Raw genomic sequence first — 18,667 nt, forward strand, 5'->3', positions numbered from 1 at the left:
TGGGGTGCCTGTACCCTCTGAGCACTCGTACACCCGGTCGTAGAAGTCGTAGAAGGAGCCGCACACCATGACCCAGCGCAGCCTCGTCCTGCTCAAGCCCGACGCCGTGCAGCGCGGTCTGGTGGGCGAGATCGTCGGCCGCGTCGAGCGGAAGGCGGGCTGGCGCATCACCGCGCTGGAGCTGCGGACCCTGGACCGGGCCACCCTGGAGCAGCACTACGCCGAGCACGTGGGCAAGGTCTTCTACGAGCCGCTGGTGGCGTTCATGGCCTCCGGTCCGGTGGTCGCGCTGGTCGTCGAGGGCGAGCGGGTCATCGAGGGCATCCGGACGCTGGCCGGTCCCACCGACCCGATCGCGGCGGCGCCCGGCTCCATCCGGGGCGACTTCGGCACCGTCACCCGGGAGAACCTGATCCACGCCTCGGACTCGGAGGAGTCCGCCGAGCGGGAGCTGAAGATCTTCTTCCCCCATCTCGTCTGATCCTCCGGGGCCTGGCCCGGGCCCGGACCGTCGGTCCGGGCCCGTTCGCGTAACGGATTCTCCTGACGTGGCGTCAGCGGAACTCCGGCTCCCACCAGCGGCGCGCCACGGGAAACCGGCCCCGGGCGGACATATGCGCGCCGATCGGGGGAACGCGTGGCTCCATCCGCACGTCCCCCATAGCGGGGCAGTGATTCATCTGCTGACAATGGCGAAGACCCTCGCGCCGTGTCCGTGCGGGCGAGACTACGATGGAAGCCTTCACGCCACACAGCACCCACTCGCCGACCTGAGGAGCACTCACGTGCTCCGCCCGGGCGGCCAGACGCATCCTCTTGGGGAACAACATGTCGTTCATCGGCCGTGACATGGCTGTCGACCTCGGGACCGCCAACACGCTGGTGTACGTCAGGGGCCGGGGGATCGTTCTCAACGAGCCGTCCGTGGTCGCGATCAACACCAACACCGGTGGCATCCTCGCGGTCGGCTCCGAAGCGAAGAAGATGATCGGGCGCACCCCGGGCAACATCGTCGCCGTGCGCCCGCTGAAGGACGGGGTGATCGCCGACTTCGAGATCACCGAGCGGATGCTCCGCTACTTCATCCTGAAGATCCACAAGCGTCGCTATCTGGCCCGCCCCCGGGTGGTCGTCTGCGTGCCCTCGGGGATCACGGGGGTCGAGCGCCGCGCGGTGATCGAGGCGTCCTCCCAGGCGGGTGCCCGTCAGGTGCACATCATCGAGGAGCCCATGGCCGCCGCCATCGGCTCCGGGCTCCCCGTCCACGAGGCCACCGGCAACATGGTGGTGGACATCGGCGGCGGGACCACCGAGGTCGCGGTGATCTCCCTCGGCGGAATCGTCACGGCGCAGTCCATCCGGGTCGCCGGTGACGAGCTGGACAACGCGATCATCCAGCACATCAAGAAGGAGTACAGCCTCCTGCTGGGCGAGCGCACCGCCGAACAGATCAAGATCACCATCGGTTCCGCGTACGACCTCGACCAGGACGAGCACACCGAGATCCGCGGTCGCGACCTGGTCTCCGGACTGCCGAAGACGGTCGTCATCTCCGCCGCCGAGGTCCGCAAGGCCATCGAGGAACCCGTGAACGCGATCGTGGACGCGGTGAAGACCACCCTGGACAAGTGCCCGCCGGAGCTGTCCGGCGACGTCATGGACCGGGGCATCGTCCTGACCGGCGGCGGCGCCCTGCTGCGCGGGCTGGACGAGCGGCTGCGCCGGGAGACCGGCATGCCGATCCACATCGCCGAGGACCCGCTGGACTCCGTCGCGCTGGGCTCCGGCAAGTGCGTCGAGGAGTTCGAGGCGCTCCAGCAGGTCCTGGACGCCCAGCCCCGCAGATGAGCCGGTGACCCCGGGCGCCGCCCGCCCGGCGGCCGCCCGGCCCCGGCGACGGCGCCCGTCCGGCCGCTTGGGCCCCAGGACCGCGCGGTGCCGGACGGCACGGCGGACGAGGGGACCGGTCGGCGGGCCGGACCGGGAACGGGACGAAGGGCAGCGGGACGACGGACGGGACGGCGCGGGGACCGGTGGACCGCCCCCCCCCGCACCCACCGCCCCCGTACCAGCCCCCGCACCCACCGCCCCGTACCCGTCACCCATCCCACCGCCACCAGCCCCGCCGCCCGCTCGCCCGCCGCACCGACCAGGCGCCTCCCCGGGCGACCGGTGGCCGTGACGACGACCGGTCGCCGGGACCACCACACAAGCCACAGACATTCCGACGAGGAAGGCACGGCCGTCGCACGTGAGGGACACCCGAGAGAGCCGTCTGCTCCTGGTGCTGCTGATCGCCATCGCGTTCGCGCTCATCACCGTGGACATCCGGGGCGGTGAGGACTCGCCCGTCGACGGCGCCCGCCGGGCCGCCGCGGCGGTCCTCGGCCCCGTCCAGAACGGCGTGTCCTCGGCGGTGGACCCCGTCGGCAACGCCATCGGCGCGGTCCGCGACTCCGGCGAGCGCCATGACCGCATCGCCGTCCTGGAGCGCGAGAACGCCGCCCTGAAGACCCGCCTCGGCAGCGACGACCGCAACCGCAGCCGGGTCCGCCAGCTCGACGCCCTGCTGAAGAAGGCGGGCGCCGGACAGTACGGGGTCAAGGCCGCCGAGGTCATCGGGATAGGAGCCGCCCAGGGCTTCTCCTGGACCGTCACCATCGACGCGGGCGCCCGGGACGGCCTCGCCCGTGACATGACCGTCCTCAACGGCGACGGACTCGTCGGCCGGGTCACCACCGTCGGCCCCACCACCGCCACCGTGCTGCTCGCCAACGACCCCGACTTCACCGTCGGCACCCGGATGGAGAAGACCGACGAACTCGGCTTCACCTCCGGCGGCGGCGACGGTCCGCTCCGGGTCAGCCTGCTCAACGGCAAGTCCAAGGTGCGCAAGGGCGACCGGCTGGTCACCTTCGGCTCCAGCGCCGACAAGCCGTTCGTGCCCGGCGTCCCCGTCGGCGAGGTCGTCCGGGTGGACCCGTCCGGCGGCGACCTCACCCGCACCGTCTACGTCCGGCCGTACGTCGGCTTCACCAAGCTGGACGTCGTCGGCGTGGTCGTCGAGGCCCCCCGGAAGGACCCCCGCGACACCGTCCTGCCGCCCGCGCCCAAGCCCACCCCCACGCCGACCGTGACCGTCACCGTCACCCCGTCCGCGCAGGTGCCCGGCGAGGCCGGACAGACCCCAGAGCAGTAGGAGCCCCGACCATGCGCGTCAACCGGATGCTGCTCTCGGCCGCCCTGGTGGTGGCCGCCCTGGTGATCCAGGTGAGCGTCCTCGCCCGGCTGCAACTGCCCGGCGCGGTGCCCGACCTGCTGCTGCTCACCGTCCTCGGCCTCGCTCTGGTGTACGGGCACGTCGGCGGTGCCCTGATCGGCTTCTCCGCCGGACTCCTCGCCGACCTCGCCCCGCCCGCCGACCACGCCGTCGGCCGGTACGCGCTGGTGCTGTGCGTGATCGGCTACCTCGCCGGGCTCGCCAAGCCGGAGACCGGACGGCTGCGGACCGCCCTCGGCCCGCTGCTGGTCGTCGTCTCCTCCGCCGTCGGCTCCACCCTGCTCTACGCGGGCGTCGGCGCCCTGGTCGGCGACACCGCCGCCCGCCACGTCGGCCTCGGCGGACTGCTGTTCACCGCGGCGCTCTACGATCTGCTGCTCGCGCCGTTCACCGTTCCGTTCGTCATGGCGCTCGCCCGCCGCACCGACAACGACCCGCTCGCCGAGACCAACGCCGCCGCCCGCAGCGACGTCTCCGCGGGCTGGATGGCCTCCGGCACCGGACTGCGGATCGGCGGCCAGCGCGGCGGACTGCGGGCCAAGGCCGCACGGGCCCGGGTGGCCCGCGCGGGACGCGTCAAGGTCAAGGGGGCCAAGCGACTGTGACCAACATTCCGGAGACCGGACGCACCCCGCGGGTCCAGATCCGGCTCGTCGTCATCCAGGTGCTGGTCGTCTCGCTGCTGCTCACCCTCGGCGGACGGCTCTGGTACCTCCAGATCCGCAACGGCGAGGAGTACGCCGAGGAGGCGTCCGGCAACGGCGTCCAGCGCGTCGTCCAGCCCGCCGTGCGCGGCTCGATCCTCGACGCCCGGGGCGTGCCCATCGCCGACAACGAGACCCGTCTGGTGGTCTCCGCCTCCCGCACCGACCTGATGAAGATGGCGGACGACGGCAAGGGCGTCCTCACCCGGCTCGCCAAGGTCCTCGGGGTCCCCGCCAAGGAGATCACCGACAAGGTGCGGCTGTGCGACGCGCAGACCCCCCAGCCCTGCTGGAACGGCTCCCCCTACCAGCCCATCCCCATCACCGACGAGGCCACCCCGAAGCAGGCCCTCCAGATCCGGGAGCGCGCCGAGGACTTCCCCGGCATCACCGCCGAACCGACCGCGGTCCGCCGCTACGCCTCGCCCGGCGACGCCAACACCGCCCAGGTCCTCGGCTACCTCTCCCCGGTCACCGACGCGGAGATCGAGAAGGCCAAGGACAGCGAGTCGCCCTACCTCCGCTCCGACCAGGTCGGACGCAGCGGCCTGGAGCGCCAGTACGACAAGGAGCTGCGGGGCAAGGCGGGCGTCACCCGCTACGAGGTCGACAACCTGGGCCGGGTCATGGGCCGGGCCAAGAGCGACAAGGCCGAGCCCGGCGCCAACGTCGTCACCAGCATCGACGCCCGGGTCCAGCGGGTCGCCGAGTACGAGCTGGCCAAGGCGCTCAAGGAAGCCCGCAAGGTCTACGACGACAACACCAAGATGAACTACAAGGCCGACTCCGGCGCCATCGTGGTGATGGAGGCCCGCACCGGCCGGGTGGTCGCCATGGCCTCCAACCCCAGCTACGACCCCAACGCCTGGGTCGGCGGCATCTCCGGCAAGGACTACGCGCGGCTGACCGGCAAGTCCTCCAACTACCCGCTGCTGAACCGCGCCATCCAGGGCCAGGCCGCCCCCGGCTCCATCTTCAAGGTCGTCCCGGTCGCCGCCGCCGTCAAGGCCGGGTACGGCTTCAACGACCGCTACGAGTGCTCCAGTTCGTACGCCATCGGCGGCCAGGTCTTCAACAACTTCGAGTCCAAGGGCTACGGCTCCATCGACCTCGGCCAGGCGCTGGAGGTCTCCTGCGACACCGTCTTCTACCGCCTGGCCCACCAGGAGTGGCAGCGGGACGGCGGGCTCACCCCGAAGAAGAACGCCAAGAACTGGTTCTACGAGACCGCCCATGACTTCGGCCTCGGCCAGGAGACCGGCATCGACCTCCCCAACGAGGTCACCGGCCGGATCCCGGACCGCCAGTGGAAGCGCGACTTCTGGAAGGCCAACAAGGACGCCTGGTGCAAGGCGGGCAAGAAGGGCGGGGACTTCCTCCAGCAGCTCTCCTACGAGAACTGCCTGGAAGGCAATCTGATGCGCGCCGGTGACTCCGTCAACTACAGCATCGGCCAGGGCGACACCCTGGTCACCCCCATCCAGATGGCCGCCATCTACGGCGCCCTCTCCAACGGCGGCACCATGTACGCCCCCACCGTCGGCAAGGCCGTGGTCAGCGCCGACGGCAAGGACGTCACCCGGATCAAGCCGAAGTCGCACGGCAAGCTCCCCATGACGAAGAAGACCCTCGCCGAGATAGACGGGGCCCTCGAAGGCGTCGCCACCCGGGGCACCGCCGCCTGGCGGTTCACCGGCTGGCCCCAGGACAAGATCCCGATGCACGCCAAGACCGGCACCGCCGAGGTCCACGGCAAGCAGACCACCTCCTGGTTCGCCACCTACACCGACGACTACGCCATCGTCATGACCATCGCCCAGGGCGGCACCGGCTCCGGGGCCTCCGCCCCCGCCGTCCGCAACGTCTACAACGCGCTCTACGGCGTCAGCCCCGAGGGCAAGATCGACCGCAAGAAGGCCCTGCTGCCCGAACCGCAGAAGACGCTCCCGAAGATCCAGCGGGACGGCACCATCGACGCCCCGAGGATCCGCCCCTACAAGCCCCTGCCCGAACCGTCCCCCACCGCCAAGGCCCTCGCCGGAGCGCCCGCGACCACCGGGAGGCGCGACTGATGAGCGGCTCCAACGGCTTCTCCGTCTCCGGCTACGGCCCCGAACGCCCCTGGCTGGCCCGGGTCACCGCCCGCGACAGCCTGCTGCGACGGCTGGACTGGCCGATACTGCTGTCGGCCACCGCGCTCTCCCTGATCGGCGCGGTCCTCGTCTACTCGGCGACCCGCAACCGCACCGAACTCAACGAGGGCGACCCCTACTACTTCCTGCTGCGCCATCTGCTCAACACCGGCATCGGCATCACCCTGATGGTCGGCACCATCTGGCTCGGCCACCGCACCCTGCGCACCGCCGTCCCCGTGCTGTACGGCCTCTCGGTGCTCCTGGTGCTGCTGGTCCTCACCCCGCTCGGCGCCACCATCAACGGCGCCCGCGCCTGGATCGTCATCGGCGGCGGCTTCTCCCTCCAGCCCGCCGAGTTCGCGAAGATCACGATCATCCTCGGGATGGCGATGCTGCTCGCCGCCCGGGTCGACGCGGGCGACCGGCTCCACCCCGGCCACCGCACCGTCCTCCAGGGCCTCGGACTCGCCGCCGTCCCGATAGCGGTCGTCCTGCTGATGCCCGACCTCGGCTCGGTCATGGTCATGGTGATGATCGTGCTGGGCGTGCTGCTGGCCTCCGGCGCCCCCAACCGCTGGATCTTCGGACTGCTCGGCGCCGGAGCGCTAGGCGCCCTCGCCGTCTGGCAGCTCAACGTCCTCGACGAGTACCAGATCAACCGGTTCGCCGCCTTCGCCAACCCGGCCCTCGACCCCGCCGGGGTCGGCTACAACACCAACCAGGCCCGCATCGCCATCGGCTCCGGCGGCCTCACCGGCATGGGCCTGTTCAAGGGCACCCAGACCACCGGCCAGTTCGTCCCCGAACAGCAGACCGACTTCGTCTTCACCGTCGCCGGGGAGGAACTCGGCTTCGTCGGCGGCGGACTCATCCTCGTCCTCCTCGGCGTGCTGCTCTGGCGCGCCTGCCGCATCGCCCGCGAGACGACCGAGCTGTACGGCACGATCGTCGCCGCCGGGATCATCGCCTGGTTCACCTTCCAGTCCTTCGAGAACATCGGCATGGCCCTCGGCATCATGCCCGTCGCGGGGCTGCCGCTGCCGTTCGTCTCCTACGGCGGCACCTCCATGTTCGCCGTGTGGATCGCGGTCGGTCTGCTCCAGTCGATCCGGGTGCAACGGCCCCTGTCCGCGTAGGTCCGCCTCACGCGGAACTCCCGCCACGGTGGTTTCCCGTCATCTTCCGATCGCGGGGAGTGACGGTCCGGCTGTCGTGGCAGGACAGGGGGTGACACCACCGTGCGGCCCCCAGGAGGACCGATGCCCCAGCACCCGTACGACCCCACGACGGGCGGAGCGCACCTGATCGAGGAGGCGCTCGGGTACGTGGTGCCCGCCGCGCTGCGCGCCGTCGCCGCCACCGGGGTGGCCGACCACCTGGAACACGGCCCCCGCACCGCCGGGGAACTCGCCGCCGCCACCGGACTGCACGCCGACGCCCTCCACCGGACGCTGCGGCTGCTCGCCACCCGGGGCGTGTTCACCGAGGACGCCGAGGGCCGGTTCGCCCTCACCCCGGCGGGCGACGCCCTGCGCACCGGCCCGGACTCGCTGCGGGACGCCGTGCTGATGATCACCGACCGCACCTTCTGGGAACCGTTCGCCCGGTTCGACCACTGTCTGCGCACCGGCGAGCCCGCCTTCCCCGACGTCTTCGGCACCACCTTCTTCGAGCACTTCGCCCGGGACGCCGCCACCGCGGCCGTCTTCCACGACGGCATGGCCGCCATGTCCTCCGTCGAGGAGCAGCCCATCGCCGACGCCTACGACTTCCCCGACGCGGGCACCCTCGTCGACATCGGCGGCGGCCAGGGCGGCTTCCTCACCGCCGCGCTGCGCCGCGCCCCCGGGCTGACCGGCGTCCTCTACGACCGGGCCCACGTCCTCGCGGGCCACGGCCTCGACGCCCACCCGGACCTCAAGGGCCGCTGGACCACCGAGGAGGGCGACTTCTTCGAGGCGGTGCCGTCCGGGGACGTCCTCGTCCTCAAGCGCGTCCTGCACGACTGGACCGACGAGCAGTGCGTCCGGGTGCTCCGCCACTGCCGCCGCGCGCTCGCCCCCGGCGGCCGGGTCCTCGTCGTCGAGGCCGTCCTGGCGCCCGACGGACGCCCCCACCAGGGGAAGGTCCTGGACCTGATGATGATGGTCTCCCTGGTGGGCCGGGAGCGCACCCGCGAGGAGTTCCGGGACCTCTTCGACGCGGCCGGGCTGCGGCTGACCCGGGTGGTGCCGACCCCGGCCACGCTCAGCGTGGTGGAGGCGGTAGCCGTCTGACGCGCGCCGGACGGCTCCCCCGGACGGGTCCTCCGGGGAAGCCCGCCGGGCGGGCCCGGACAGCGGCCCCGTGGACGCCCGCCCGGACGGCCCCCGTGCCCCGTGACCCGGGGTGCGGACGGGCCGACGGGCCGACGCCGTACGCGGCGCTCCGGAGACCCGCCGGACGGCCACCCCATCCCGTACCGGCGCTCCGGACCGCCACCGGGACGCCGTCGGGCCGGGCCGTCCGGCGGGCCACGGGCCCGGACCGGCGGTTTCCCGTCGCCCGGGCCCGTTCCGTCCGGTCCGCTCCCTGCCGACCGGGCCGGAATCCGTCTAGATTCGGTGGTATGGCGGATACCCAGCGCGAGATCGAGCGTAAGTACGAAGCCACCGACCCGGACGCCCGTCCCCGGGTGCCGGACCTGACCTCCGTCGGCGGGGTGCGGGCCGTCGTCCACCAGGGCGTCGTCGAACTGGACGCCGTCTACTACGACACCGCCGACCACGCCCTGGCCCGGGCGTCGATCACCCTCCGCCGCCGCACCGGGGGCGCCGACGCCGGATGGCATCTGAAGCTCCCGGTCGCGGACGGCGTCCGCGACGAGATCCGCGTCCCCCTGTCGGACGCCGTCCCCCGCGCCCTCGCCGGACTCGTCCGCTCCCGCACCCGGGACGCCCCGCTGGTGCCCCTGATCCGGCTGCGCTCCACCCGGGACGTCCACCTCCTCAACGACGCCGCCGGGGCACCGCTCGCCGAGCTGAGCGTGGACGCCGTCCGCGCCGAACGCCTCACCGGCCCGGGCGCCACCACCGCCTGGACGGAGGTCGAGGTCGAACTCGCCGGGGGCCGGGACCCTGCCTTCCTCGACAAGGTCGACAAGAAGCTCCGCAAGGCCGGTCTGCGCCGCTCCGCCGCCACCTCCAAACTGGCCCGCGCCCTCGCCGAGACCACCCCCCACCCGGCCGGGCCGGGCGCGCGTGCCCGAAGCGACCGTGACGGGCGGGCCGACCAGCCGCCGCCCCCGGACCACCGGGGTACCGCCGCCGCCCCCGTCCTCGCCTACCTCGCCGCCCAGCGGGACGCCCTGGTCCTGCTCGACCCCGCCGTCCGGCGGGGCGAGGACGACTCCGTGCACCGCATGCGCGTCGCCACCCGCCGGGCCCGCGCCACCTTCCGCTCCTACTCCCGCGTCCTCGACCGGACCGTCACCGACCCGATCGGGGACGAGCTCAAGTGGCTCGCCGGGGAACTCGGCGCCGACCGGGACGCCGAGGTCCTCGCCGAACGCCTCACCGGCCACTTCGACGGGCTCCCCCGGGCCCTCCTGGTGGGCCCGGTCCGCACCCGGCTGCGCACCTGGACCCGGGCCCGGCGCGGCGGCTCCCGGCGGCGGCTCCTCAGAGTTCTCGACGGCCCCCGCTACCTCGCCCTGCTGAACGCGCTGGACGCCCTGCTCGCTGACCCGCCGCTGCGCCCCGCGGCGGCCGGGAAGCCGGGCAAGGCGGTCCACCGGGCCGCCCGCGAGGACTTCGGGAAGCTGTCCGGCCTGGTCGCGGAGGCCCTCGCGGCGCCCCCCGGCCCGGACCGCGACCTCGCCCTGCACGAGGCCCGCAAGAAGGCCAAACGGCTGCGTTACGCCGCCGAGGCCGCCCGTGACGTGCTCGGCGGCCCCGCCAAGCGGGCCGTCCGGGGCACCAGGGCCCTCCAGGAGCTGCTCGGCGACCACCAGGACGGCGTGATGACCAGGGCCGCCCTGCGGGACCTGGCGGCCCAGGCCCACGCGGCGGGGGAGAGCGCCTTCACCTACGGGCTGGTGTACGGCCACGAGGAGCGCCGGGCCGCCGGGGCCGAGGACGGGCTGCCCGCCGTCTGGGAGGCCGCCGAGCGGGCCACCCGGGGGCTGCGCGGAACGCGCTAGGCTTGAGGGTCACCCGCCTCTTCTTGCGCGGGACGTCCCCCCGCCAGCTCACGAGAGACACCACGATGCCTGTCGAGTCGGTCTTCCCGCGTTTGGAAGCGCTTCTCCCGCACGTCCAGAAGCCCATCCAGTACGTCGGTGGGGAACTCAACTCCACCGTCAAGCCGTGGGACGCCAGTGACGTCCGCTGGGCGCTGATGTACCCGGACGCCTACGAGGTCGGACTGCCCAACCAGGGCGTCATGATCCTCTACGAGGTGCTGAACGAGCGCGAGGGCGTCCTCGCCGAGCGCACCTACAGCGTCTGGCCCGACCTGGAGGCGCTGATGCGGGAGCACGGCGTCCCGCAGTTCACCGTGGACGCGCACCGCCCGGTGAAGGCGTTCGACCTGTTCGGGCTGAGCTTCTCCACCGAGCTGGGCTACACCAACATGCTCACCGCCCTGGACCTCGCGGGCATCCCGCTGGAGTCCCGGGACCGGGGGCTGGACGACCCGGTGGTGGTCGCGGGCGGTCACGCCGCGTTCAACCCGGAGCCCATCGCGGACTTCATCGACTGCGCGGTGATCGGCGACGGCGAGCAGGCCGTGCTGGAGATCACCGACATCGTCCGCGCCTGGAAGGCCGAGGGCCGTCCAGGGGGCCGCGACGAGCTGCTGTTCCGGCTGGCCCGCACCGGCGGCGTCTACGTGCCCCGCTTCTACGACGTGGAGTACCTCCCCGACGGCCGCATCGGCCGGGTCGTCCCCAACCGCTCGGGCGTGCCGTGGCGGGTCTCCAAGCACACCGTCATGGACCTGGACGAGTGGCCCTACCCCAAGCAGCCGCTGGTCCCGCTCGCGGAGACCGTGCACGAGCGGATGTCCGTGGAGATCTTCCGCGGCTGCACCCGGGGCTGCCGCTTCTGCCAGGCGGGCATGATCACCCGCCCGGTGCGGGAGCGCAGCATCACCGGCATCGGCGAGATGGTCGACAAGGGCCTCAAGGCGACCGGCTTCGAGGAGGTCGGCCTGCTCTCGCTGTCCAGCGCCGACCACACCGAGATCGGCGACATCGCCAAGGGCCTCGCGGACCGCTACACGGACGACAAGATCGGCCTCTCCCTGCCCTCCACCCGGGTGGACGCCTTCAACGTCGACCTGGCGAACGAGCTGACCCGCAACGGCCGCCGCTCGGGTCTCACCTTCGCCCCCGAGGGCGGCTCCGAGCGGATGCGCAAGGTCATCAACAAGATGGTCTCGGAGGAGGACCTGATCCGCACGGTCGCCACCGCCTACGGCAACGGCTGGCGCCAGGTGAAGCTGTACTTCATGTGCGGTCTGCCCACCGAGACCGACGAGGACGTCCTCCAGATCGCCGACATGGCGATGAACGTCATCCAGAAGGGCCGCGAGGTCTCCGGCTCCCAGGACATCCGCTGCACGGTGTCCATCGGCGGGTTCGTCCCCAAGCCGCACACGCCCTTCCAGTGGGCCCCGCAGCTCTCCGCCGAGGAGACCGACGCCCGGCTCCAGAAGCTCCGCGACAAGATCCGGGGCGACAAGAAGTACGGCCGCTCCATCGGCTTCCGCTACCACGACGGCAAGCCCGGCATCGTCGAGGGCCTGCTCTCCCGGGGCGACCGCCGCCTCGGCGCGGTGATCCGCGCCGTCTACGAGGACGGCGGCCGGTTCGACGGCTGGCGGGAGCACTTCTCGTACGACCGCTGGATGGCCTGCGCCGCCAAGGAGCTGCCCGCCGTCGGGCTGGACGTCGACTGGTACACCACCCGCGAGCGCACCTACGAGGAGGTCTTGCCCTGGGACCACCTGGACTCGGGCCTCGACAAGGACTGGCTCTGGGAGGACTGGCAGGACTCCCTGGACGAGACCGAGGTCGAGGACTGCCGCTGGACCCCGTGCTTCGACTGCGGGGTCTGCCCCCAGCTCGACACCTCCATCCAGATCGGCCCCACGGGCAAGAAGCTGCTGCCGCTGACCGTGGTGAAGTGACCGCCGGAGCGTGAGGGGGCCCGGTTCCGATGTGCGGAACCGGGCCCTCGCGCATCCCTGACCTGCGGGTTCGCGCCCCCGGGAACCCGGCGCCGCTCCGGGACGTACCCTAGGCGACAGGACGACCGCACTGACGAAGGACTGACGACACTGGGCAAGCGACAGCCCGTAGGCCCGCCGCCCGCGCCCGCGGTGCAGCGCATCAGACTGCGCTACACCAAGCGCGGCCGCCTCCGGTTCACCAGCCACCGTGACTTCCAGCGCGCGTTCGAGCGGGCGCTGCGCCGCGCCGAGGTGCCCATGGCGTACTCGGCGGGCTTCACCCCCCACCCCAAGGTGTCGTACGCCAACGCCGCGCCCACCGGCACGGGCAGCGAGGCCGAGTACCTGGAGATCGCCCTCACCGAGGCGCGTGACCCCGCCGCCCTGCGTGCCCTGCTCGACGAGTCGCTGCCCACCGGGCTCGACATCACCGACGCGGTGGAGGCCCGCACCCCGGGCCTCGCCGACCGGCTGACGGGCTCGGTGTGGGAGCTGCGGCTCGACGGGGTGGAGCCGGAGGCCGCCCACCGGGCCGCCGGGCTCTTCACGGCGGCGGAGCTGGTGGAGGTGACCCGGCAGACCAAGAACGGTCCGCGCACCTTCGACGCCCGCGCCGCCGTCGCCTCCCTGACCACGGTCGACGCGCCCGCCGCCCCCGGGGTGACGGACGTCACGGCCGCCCCCTCCGGGACGGATCCGGCCCGGGCTGATGGGCCCGGCGTCCGGCCCTGTGCGATACTGCGCCTGGTTGTTCGGCACGTGACGCCTGCCGTACGACCCGACGACGTCCTGTCCGGTCTCCGAGCTGTGGCCGACCTGGCGCCGCCGGTCCCCGCAGCGGTGACCAGGCTGGCGCAGGGGCTGTTCGATGAGGAGACCGGCACGGTCACCGATCCGCTCGCGCCCGACCGCGAGGCGGCCAAGGCCACCCCGGCCACTGTTCCGGGGCACGCCGTGTCCGCCGCCGCGACGGCGACACCGGACGGACCCGCGTAAGGACGGACGTCGTAGCGCCGCCCTCGTATCCGGGAGCCACCTGGGTCGGGCAGCGCACCGACCACAAGACTTTCGCCAGGCCGTACGCGACAAGGCATACGGAACCGGCGAGACAGGACACAGAAAGCTCCCGTGCGGCGCCCACGCCCCGGACGGCGGCCCCACTCAGGATCCACCGGGCCGCGGACGTCACCGGAACAGGCGCGGCGCCCGGGAGCCGACGGGAGAACCGCCCGCATGCTCGAACCGACCGAATCCCTCGAGGGTTCCGACACCGCAGCCGTCCGTCCCGCTTCCGCGGGCGACGGCCCCAGCGACACCCTGCCGCCGCGCCGCAGGCGCCGTGCGGCCAGCCGCCCCGCCGGGTCCCCGGCCACCGGCTCCGCCACCCCGGCCGAGCCGGCCGCCGAGGCCGTCGAGGCCACGGAGGCACCCGCCGCCGAAGCTCCGGCCGGGACCCCGGTGGAGACCGCCGAACCCGCGCCGCGCACCCGCCGCCGGGCCGTCCGCCGCGCCGCCGCGCCCGCCGGATCGCCCGACGCCGTGGAGGCCCCGGCCGTGGCCCCGTCCACCGGGACCGCGCTCGACGAGGACGCCGAGGCCGACGAAGACCTCGTGGCCGACGAGGACACGGAGACGGCCGAGGACGCCGAAGCCGCCCCCGTGGCCGCCGAGCCCGCGCCGCGCACCCGCCGTCGCGCCGTGCGCCGCGCCGCCGCGCCCGCCGGATCGCCGCAGCAGTCCACCGGGACCGCCGTGACCACCGTGGTCGTGGAACCCGCCGCCGAGCCCGAGCCCGCGCCCCTGGCGTCCGCCGACTCCGCGGCGCCGCCGCGGGCCCGCCGCCGCGCCGTCCGGGCGGCCGGGACCGGTGCCTCCACCGGGTCCGCCGTCTCCGCCGCGGTGGAGACGCCCGCCCCGGCCGCCGTGAGCCCGGTCACCGAGGACACCGGCGAGGCCCCCGCCGACGACGCCGCGCCCAAGCGCACCCGCCGTCGCGCCACCCGTGCCGCCGCCTCCGCCGAGACGGCCGCCCCGGCCGCCGAGGCGACCGGGACCCGGTCCGGAGCCCCCGTCGAGGAGGCCCCGGCCGCCCAGGCCCCCGCCGACGACGCCGCGCCCAAGCGCACCCGCCGCCGTGCCACCCGTGCCGCCGCCTCCGCCGAGACGGCCGCCCCGGCCGCCGAGGAGCCCCGGGCCGAGGCCGCCCAGGCCCCCGTCGAGGAGGCCGCGCCCAAGCGCGCCCGCCGCCGCTCCACCCGTGCCGCCGGAGGCTTCTCCGAGTCGGCCCAGCAGCGCACCCGGTCCGCCGAGGAGCGCCCCGCGCGCCCCTCCGTCGCCGTGTTCCAGGCGCCGGTCTTCGCCGAGCCGATGTTCCAGACCCCCGAGCGCGCCGCCGCCGAGGCCGCCGAGGCCCGGCACGCCGCCGCCGAGGAGGAGGCGGTGGAGCCGGAGGAGACGACCGTCGCCCCCGCCCCCGCCGCCGAGCGGTACGAGGACGACGAGACCGCCGGGTCCCGTCGCCGTCGCCGCCGTCGGGTCGCCGTGTCCGCCACCACGCCGCGGACCTCCGGGCCCGCCGCCGACGAGGCCGCCGCCCCCGCCGAGGAGGCCGACCGCGCCGGGCAGGCCGACGAGGACGCCGCCGCCGACGAGGACGGCGCCGCCGACGACGGCGAGGACACCGGCGAGGGCGGTTCCCGCCGCCGTCGCCGCCGGGGCGGCCGTCGCCGTCGCCGCGGTGAGCACGCCGAGGGCGAGGAGGGCGCCGAGGAGGCGCACGACACCGCCGCCACCGGCGACGACCACGAGACGTCCGAGGACGAGGCCGACGGGGCCGACGGGGAGCACGAGGACGCCGAGGACGAGGGCGGCTCCAGCAGCAGCCGTCGCCGCCGCCGCCGTCGCCGTCGGGCCGGGGACTCCGCCGACACCGGGTCCGACGACCCGGAGCGCACCGTCGTCAAGGTCCGCGAGCCCCGCAAGAAGGAGGACCGGCCCGCGTCCGACGAGGTGCAGTCCATCAAGGGCTCCACCCGTCTGGAGGCGAAGAAGCAGCGCCGCCGCGAGGGCCGCGAGCAGGGCCGCCGCCGGGTCCCGATCATCACCGAGGCCGAGTTCCTGGCGCGCCGCGAGGCCGTCGAGCGGGTCATGGTCGTCCGCCAGCACGGCGAGCGCACCCAGATCGGCGTGCTGGAGGACGACGTCCTCGTCGAGCACTACGTCAACAAGGAGCAGTCGACCTCGTACGTCGGCAACGTCTACCTGGGCAAGGTGCAGAACGTCCTGCCGTCGATGGAGGCCGCCTTCATCGACATCGGCAAGGGCCGCAACGCCGTGCTCTACGCGGGCGAGGTCAACTTCGAGGCCCTCGGGATGTCCGGCGGTCCGCGCCGCATCGAGAGCGCCCTGAAGTCCGGCCAGTCCGTGCTGGTCCAGGTCACCAAGGACCCGATCGGTCACAAGGGCGCCCGGCTCACCAGCCAGGTCTCGCTGCCCGGCCGCTACCTCGTCTACGTGCCCGAGGGCTCGATGACGGGCATCAGCCGCAAGCTCCCGGACACCGAGCGGGCCCGGCTGAAGTCCATCCTCAAGAAGGTCGTCCCCGAGGACGCGGGCGTCATCGTGCGCACCGCCGCCGAGGGCGCCAGCGAGGACGAGCTGCGCCGCGACGTGGAACGCCTCCAGTCGCAGTGGGAGGACATCAAGAAGAAGGCGAAGACGGGCAACGCCCCGACGCTGCTCTACGGCGAGCCGGACATGACGGTCCGGGTCGTCCGCGACATCTTCAACGAGGACTTCTCCAAGGTCATCGTCAGCGGTGACGAGGCGTGGTCGACGATCCACGGCTATGTGGCGCACGTGGCCCCGGACCTCGCGGACCGGCTCCAGCGCTGGACCTCCGAGGTGGACGTCTTCGCGACGTACCGCATCGACGAGCAGCTCATCAAGGCGCTGGACCGCAAGGTCTACCTGCCCTCCGGCGGCTCCCTGGTGATCGACAAGACCGAGGCCATGATCGTGGTCGACGTCAACACCGGGAAGTTCACCGGCCAGGGCGGCAACCTGGAGGAGACCGTCACCAGGAACAACCTGGAGGCGGCCGAGGAGATCGTGCGCCAGCTGCGGCTGCGCGACCTCGGCGGCATCGTGGTGATCGACTTCATCGACATGGTGCTGGAGTCCAACCGGGACCTGGTGCTGCGCCGGCTGATCGAGTGCCTGGGCCGCGACCGCACCAAGCACCAGGTCGCCGAGGTCACCTCGCTGGGCCTGGTCCAGATGACCCGCAAGCGGGTGGGCCAGGGCCTGCTGGAGTCCTTCTCCGAGACCTGCGTCCACTGCAACGGCCGCGGGGTCATCGTGCACATGGAGCAGCCGACCTCCCTCGGGGGCGGCGGCAAGCGCAAGAAGCGCCGTGGCGCGGGCGGCGACGCGCACGACGAGCAGCACGGACACGTCCACGAGCACGAGGCCGAGGCCGTCGAGACGGAGGCGGAGGTCGCCGCCGAGGTCGCGGAGCCGGTCGAGCTGAGCGCTCCGGACTTCGCCCCCGACGAGGAGCTGTACAGCTCCGTCGCCGAGGCGGAGGCCGCGGCGGGCCGGGGTCGCGCCCGGCGCCGTGGCGGTCGTCGGGCGTCGGCTCCGGCCGGTGCCCCCAGGGCCGCCGAGGAGGCTCCGGAGACGGCTCCCGCCCCCGTGGCGCAGGAGCCGGTCGAGGCCCCCGCCGCGCCCGTGGAGGCCGCCGCGCCCGTGGAGGCCGCCGAGGTCGTGGAGGCGCCCGCCGAGCCGGTCGCGGAGTCCGCTCCGCAGGGCCGCACCCGGCGCCGGGCCACCCGTCGGGCCAGCGCTCCGGCGGGTTCCCCGCAGGGCGAGGCCCCGGTCGCCGGGGTCACCGTCCCGGTGGCCGCGCCGGTGGAGGCCGAGGAGGCCCCCGAGCCGGTCGTGGTCGCGGCCGAGCCGGTCGCGGAGGCGCCTTCGGCCCGTCCGCGCCGCCGGGCGGTCCGCAAGGCCACCGCGCCCACCGCGTCCGAGGAGGCGGCCGTCGTGGTCGTCGCCGCTCCGGAGGCCCCGGTCACCGAGGCCAATGAGGCGGCCGGACGGAACGAGGAGGCCCTCACCGAGGCGGCGGCCGAGACCGCCGAGGAGGAGGCGGCCCCGGCCAAGAAGACGGCTCGCAAGACCGCCAAGAAGGCCACCACCGCCAAGAAGGCCGCCCCGGCCAAGAAGACGGCCGCCAAGAAGACCGCCGCGAAGAAGACGACGACGGCCAAGAAGGCGACCGCCAAGAAGACCGTGGCGAAGAAGACGGCCAAGAAGACCGCCGCGGCGGAGCAGCAGGCGGCACCGACCGTCACCGCCTCCACGGAGGACTGACCGCCGTCGCACGACGGAACGGAGGCCCGGGACGACCGTCCCGGGCCTTCGCCCGTGTGTGCCCCCGGACCGCTTCCGGGGGGGGTGTCGCCCCGCCCCGGCGGGGCCCGGTTTGACCGGCCGGGAGGGGCCCCGTAACCTTGACCGTCGGCGTCCCTACGCCATCCCTCTGAGCACCTCCCTCCGGCGGCCCGCAAGGACCGTCCCGGAGAGGCCGCTCGTCCTCGCGGAGAACCGGGTTCCCCGGCCCCTGCGCGAGCGGCTGGCTTCAGAGGTTCCGTGACGAGTAACAGAGAGTGAGATCCGCGTGTACGCCATCGTGCGCAGCGGTGGTCGCCAGCACAAGGTTGCTGTCGGCGACATCGTTGAGGTTGACAAGATTTCCACTGCCAAGGTGGGCGACACGGTCGAGCTCTCGACCCTGCTCGTCGTCGACGGCGAGGCCGTCACCAGCGACCCGTGGGTGCTGGCCGGCATCAAGGTCACGGCCGAGGTCGTGGACCACCACAAGGGCGCGAAGATCGACATCCTGCGCTACAAGAACAAGACCGGCTACCGCCGTCGTCAGGGCCACCGCCAGCAGTACACGGCGATCAAGGTCACGGCGATCCCCACGGCTGCGAAGTAAGGGACTGAGGAGAGATGGCACACAAGAAGGGCGCATCGTCCACCCGGAACGGTCGCGACTCGAATGCCCAGCGGCTCGGCGTGAAGCGCTTCGGCGGTCAGGTCGTCAACGCGGGTGAGATCCTGGTCCGCCAGCGCGGCACCCACTTCCACCCCGGCTCCGGCGTCGGCCGCGGCGGCGACGACACGCTGTTCGCGCTCCAGCCCGGTGCGGTGGAGTTCGGCACGTTCCGCGGCCGCAAGGTCGTGAACATCGTCCCGGTCGCCTGACCCGGACTGCCGTAGCACGGTTTCTTTCGCGAGGCGGGCCACGCCTTTCCCCGTACGATTTCGGT

The 18,667-nt window shown here is 73.3% G+C and carries 13 protein-coding genes; all 13 read left to right on the plus strand.

The features are described from left to right. Positions 1-67: 67 nt before the first annotated feature. The 13 genes from ndk (at position 68) to rpmA (ending at position 18,602) form a co-directional block, all read left to right on the plus strand. Positions 68-481 carry a nucleoside-diphosphate kinase gene (gene ndk / locus ACVWNX_RS23760; protein WP_454409740.1) on the plus strand — a complete coding sequence of 138 codons (414 nt, stop codon included), beginning with the start codon at positions 68-70 and terminating at the stop codon, positions 479-481. A gap of 347 nt (positions 482-828) precedes the next feature. Beyond that, positions 829-1,848, plus strand: coding sequence for a rod shape-determining protein (locus ACVWNX_RS23765; protein ID WP_351238755.1), 1,020 nt, complete (start codon positions 829-831; stop codon positions 1,846-1,848). A 403-nt stretch (positions 1,849-2,251) separates the two neighbouring features. Beyond that, complete coding sequence (gene mreC, locus ACVWNX_RS23770) at positions 2,252-3,199, plus strand: rod shape-determining protein MreC (RefSeq protein ID WP_454409742.1); 948 nt, start codon at positions 2,252-2,254, stop codon at positions 3,197-3,199. Between the two features lie 11 nt (positions 3,200-3,210). Further along, the gene (gene mreD, locus ACVWNX_RS23775) at positions 3,211-3,885 is read left to right on the plus strand and encodes a rod shape-determining protein MreD (RefSeq protein WP_454409743.1); all 675 of its coding nucleotides are present in this window, start codon (positions 3,211-3,213) and stop codon (positions 3,883-3,885) included. Further along, positions 3,882-6,056, plus strand: coding sequence for a penicillin-binding protein 2 (gene mrdA, locus ACVWNX_RS23780; protein WP_454409744.1), 2,175 nt, complete (start codon positions 3,882-3,884; stop codon positions 6,054-6,056). The genes mreD and mrdA overlap by 4 nt, the downstream gene beginning before the upstream one ends. Continuing rightward, the gene (rodA, locus tag ACVWNX_RS23785) at positions 6,056-7,255 is read left to right on the plus strand and encodes a rod shape-determining protein RodA (RefSeq protein WP_454409745.1); all 1,200 of its coding nucleotides are present in this window, start codon (positions 6,056-6,058) and stop codon (positions 7,253-7,255) included. The genes mrdA and rodA overlap by 1 nt, the downstream gene beginning before the upstream one ends. Positions 7,256-7,378: 123 nt before the next feature. Next, on the plus strand, positions 7,379-8,395 hold the full coding sequence (locus ACVWNX_RS23790) for a methyltransferase (RefSeq protein ID WP_454409747.1): 1,017 nt from the start codon (positions 7,379-7,381) through the stop codon (positions 8,393-8,395). A 332-nt stretch (positions 8,396-8,727) separates the two neighbouring features. Further along, positions 8,728-10,299 (plus strand): CYTH and CHAD domain-containing protein, encoded by a 1,572-nt coding sequence (locus ACVWNX_RS23795; protein WP_454409749.1) that lies wholly within the window; start codon positions 8,728-8,730, stop codon positions 10,297-10,299. A gap of 65 nt (positions 10,300-10,364) precedes the next feature. Beyond that, positions 10,365-12,290, plus strand: a complete 1,926-nt coding sequence (locus ACVWNX_RS23800) for a TIGR03960 family B12-binding radical SAM protein (RefSeq protein WP_454409750.1) — start codon at positions 10,365-10,367, stop codon at positions 12,288-12,290. Between the two features lie 192 nt (positions 12,291-12,482). Further along, positions 12,483-13,328 (plus strand): TIGR03936 family radical SAM-associated protein, encoded by an 846-nt coding sequence (locus ACVWNX_RS23805; protein ID WP_454409751.1) that lies wholly within the window; start codon positions 12,483-12,485, stop codon positions 13,326-13,328. 237 nt (positions 13,329-13,565) lie between these two features. Further along, positions 13,566-17,705, plus strand: a complete 4,140-nt coding sequence (locus ACVWNX_RS23810; protein ID WP_454409753.1) for an Rne/Rng family ribonuclease — start codon at positions 13,566-13,568, stop codon at positions 17,703-17,705. 307 nt (positions 17,706-18,012) lie between these two features. Next, positions 18,013-18,333 (plus strand): 50S ribosomal protein L21, encoded by a 321-nt coding sequence (rplU, locus tag ACVWNX_RS23815; protein ID WP_338676644.1) that lies wholly within the window; start codon positions 18,013-18,015, stop codon positions 18,331-18,333. Positions 18,334-18,347: 14 nt separating this feature from the next. Then, positions 18,348-18,602, plus strand: coding sequence for a 50S ribosomal protein L27 (gene rpmA, locus ACVWNX_RS23820; protein ID WP_040253648.1), 255 nt, complete (start codon positions 18,348-18,350; stop codon positions 18,600-18,602). The last annotated feature ends 65 nt before the right edge of the window (positions 18,603-18,667 follow it).

It is taken from the genome of Streptomyces sp. JNUCC 64 (assembly GCF_054484115.1).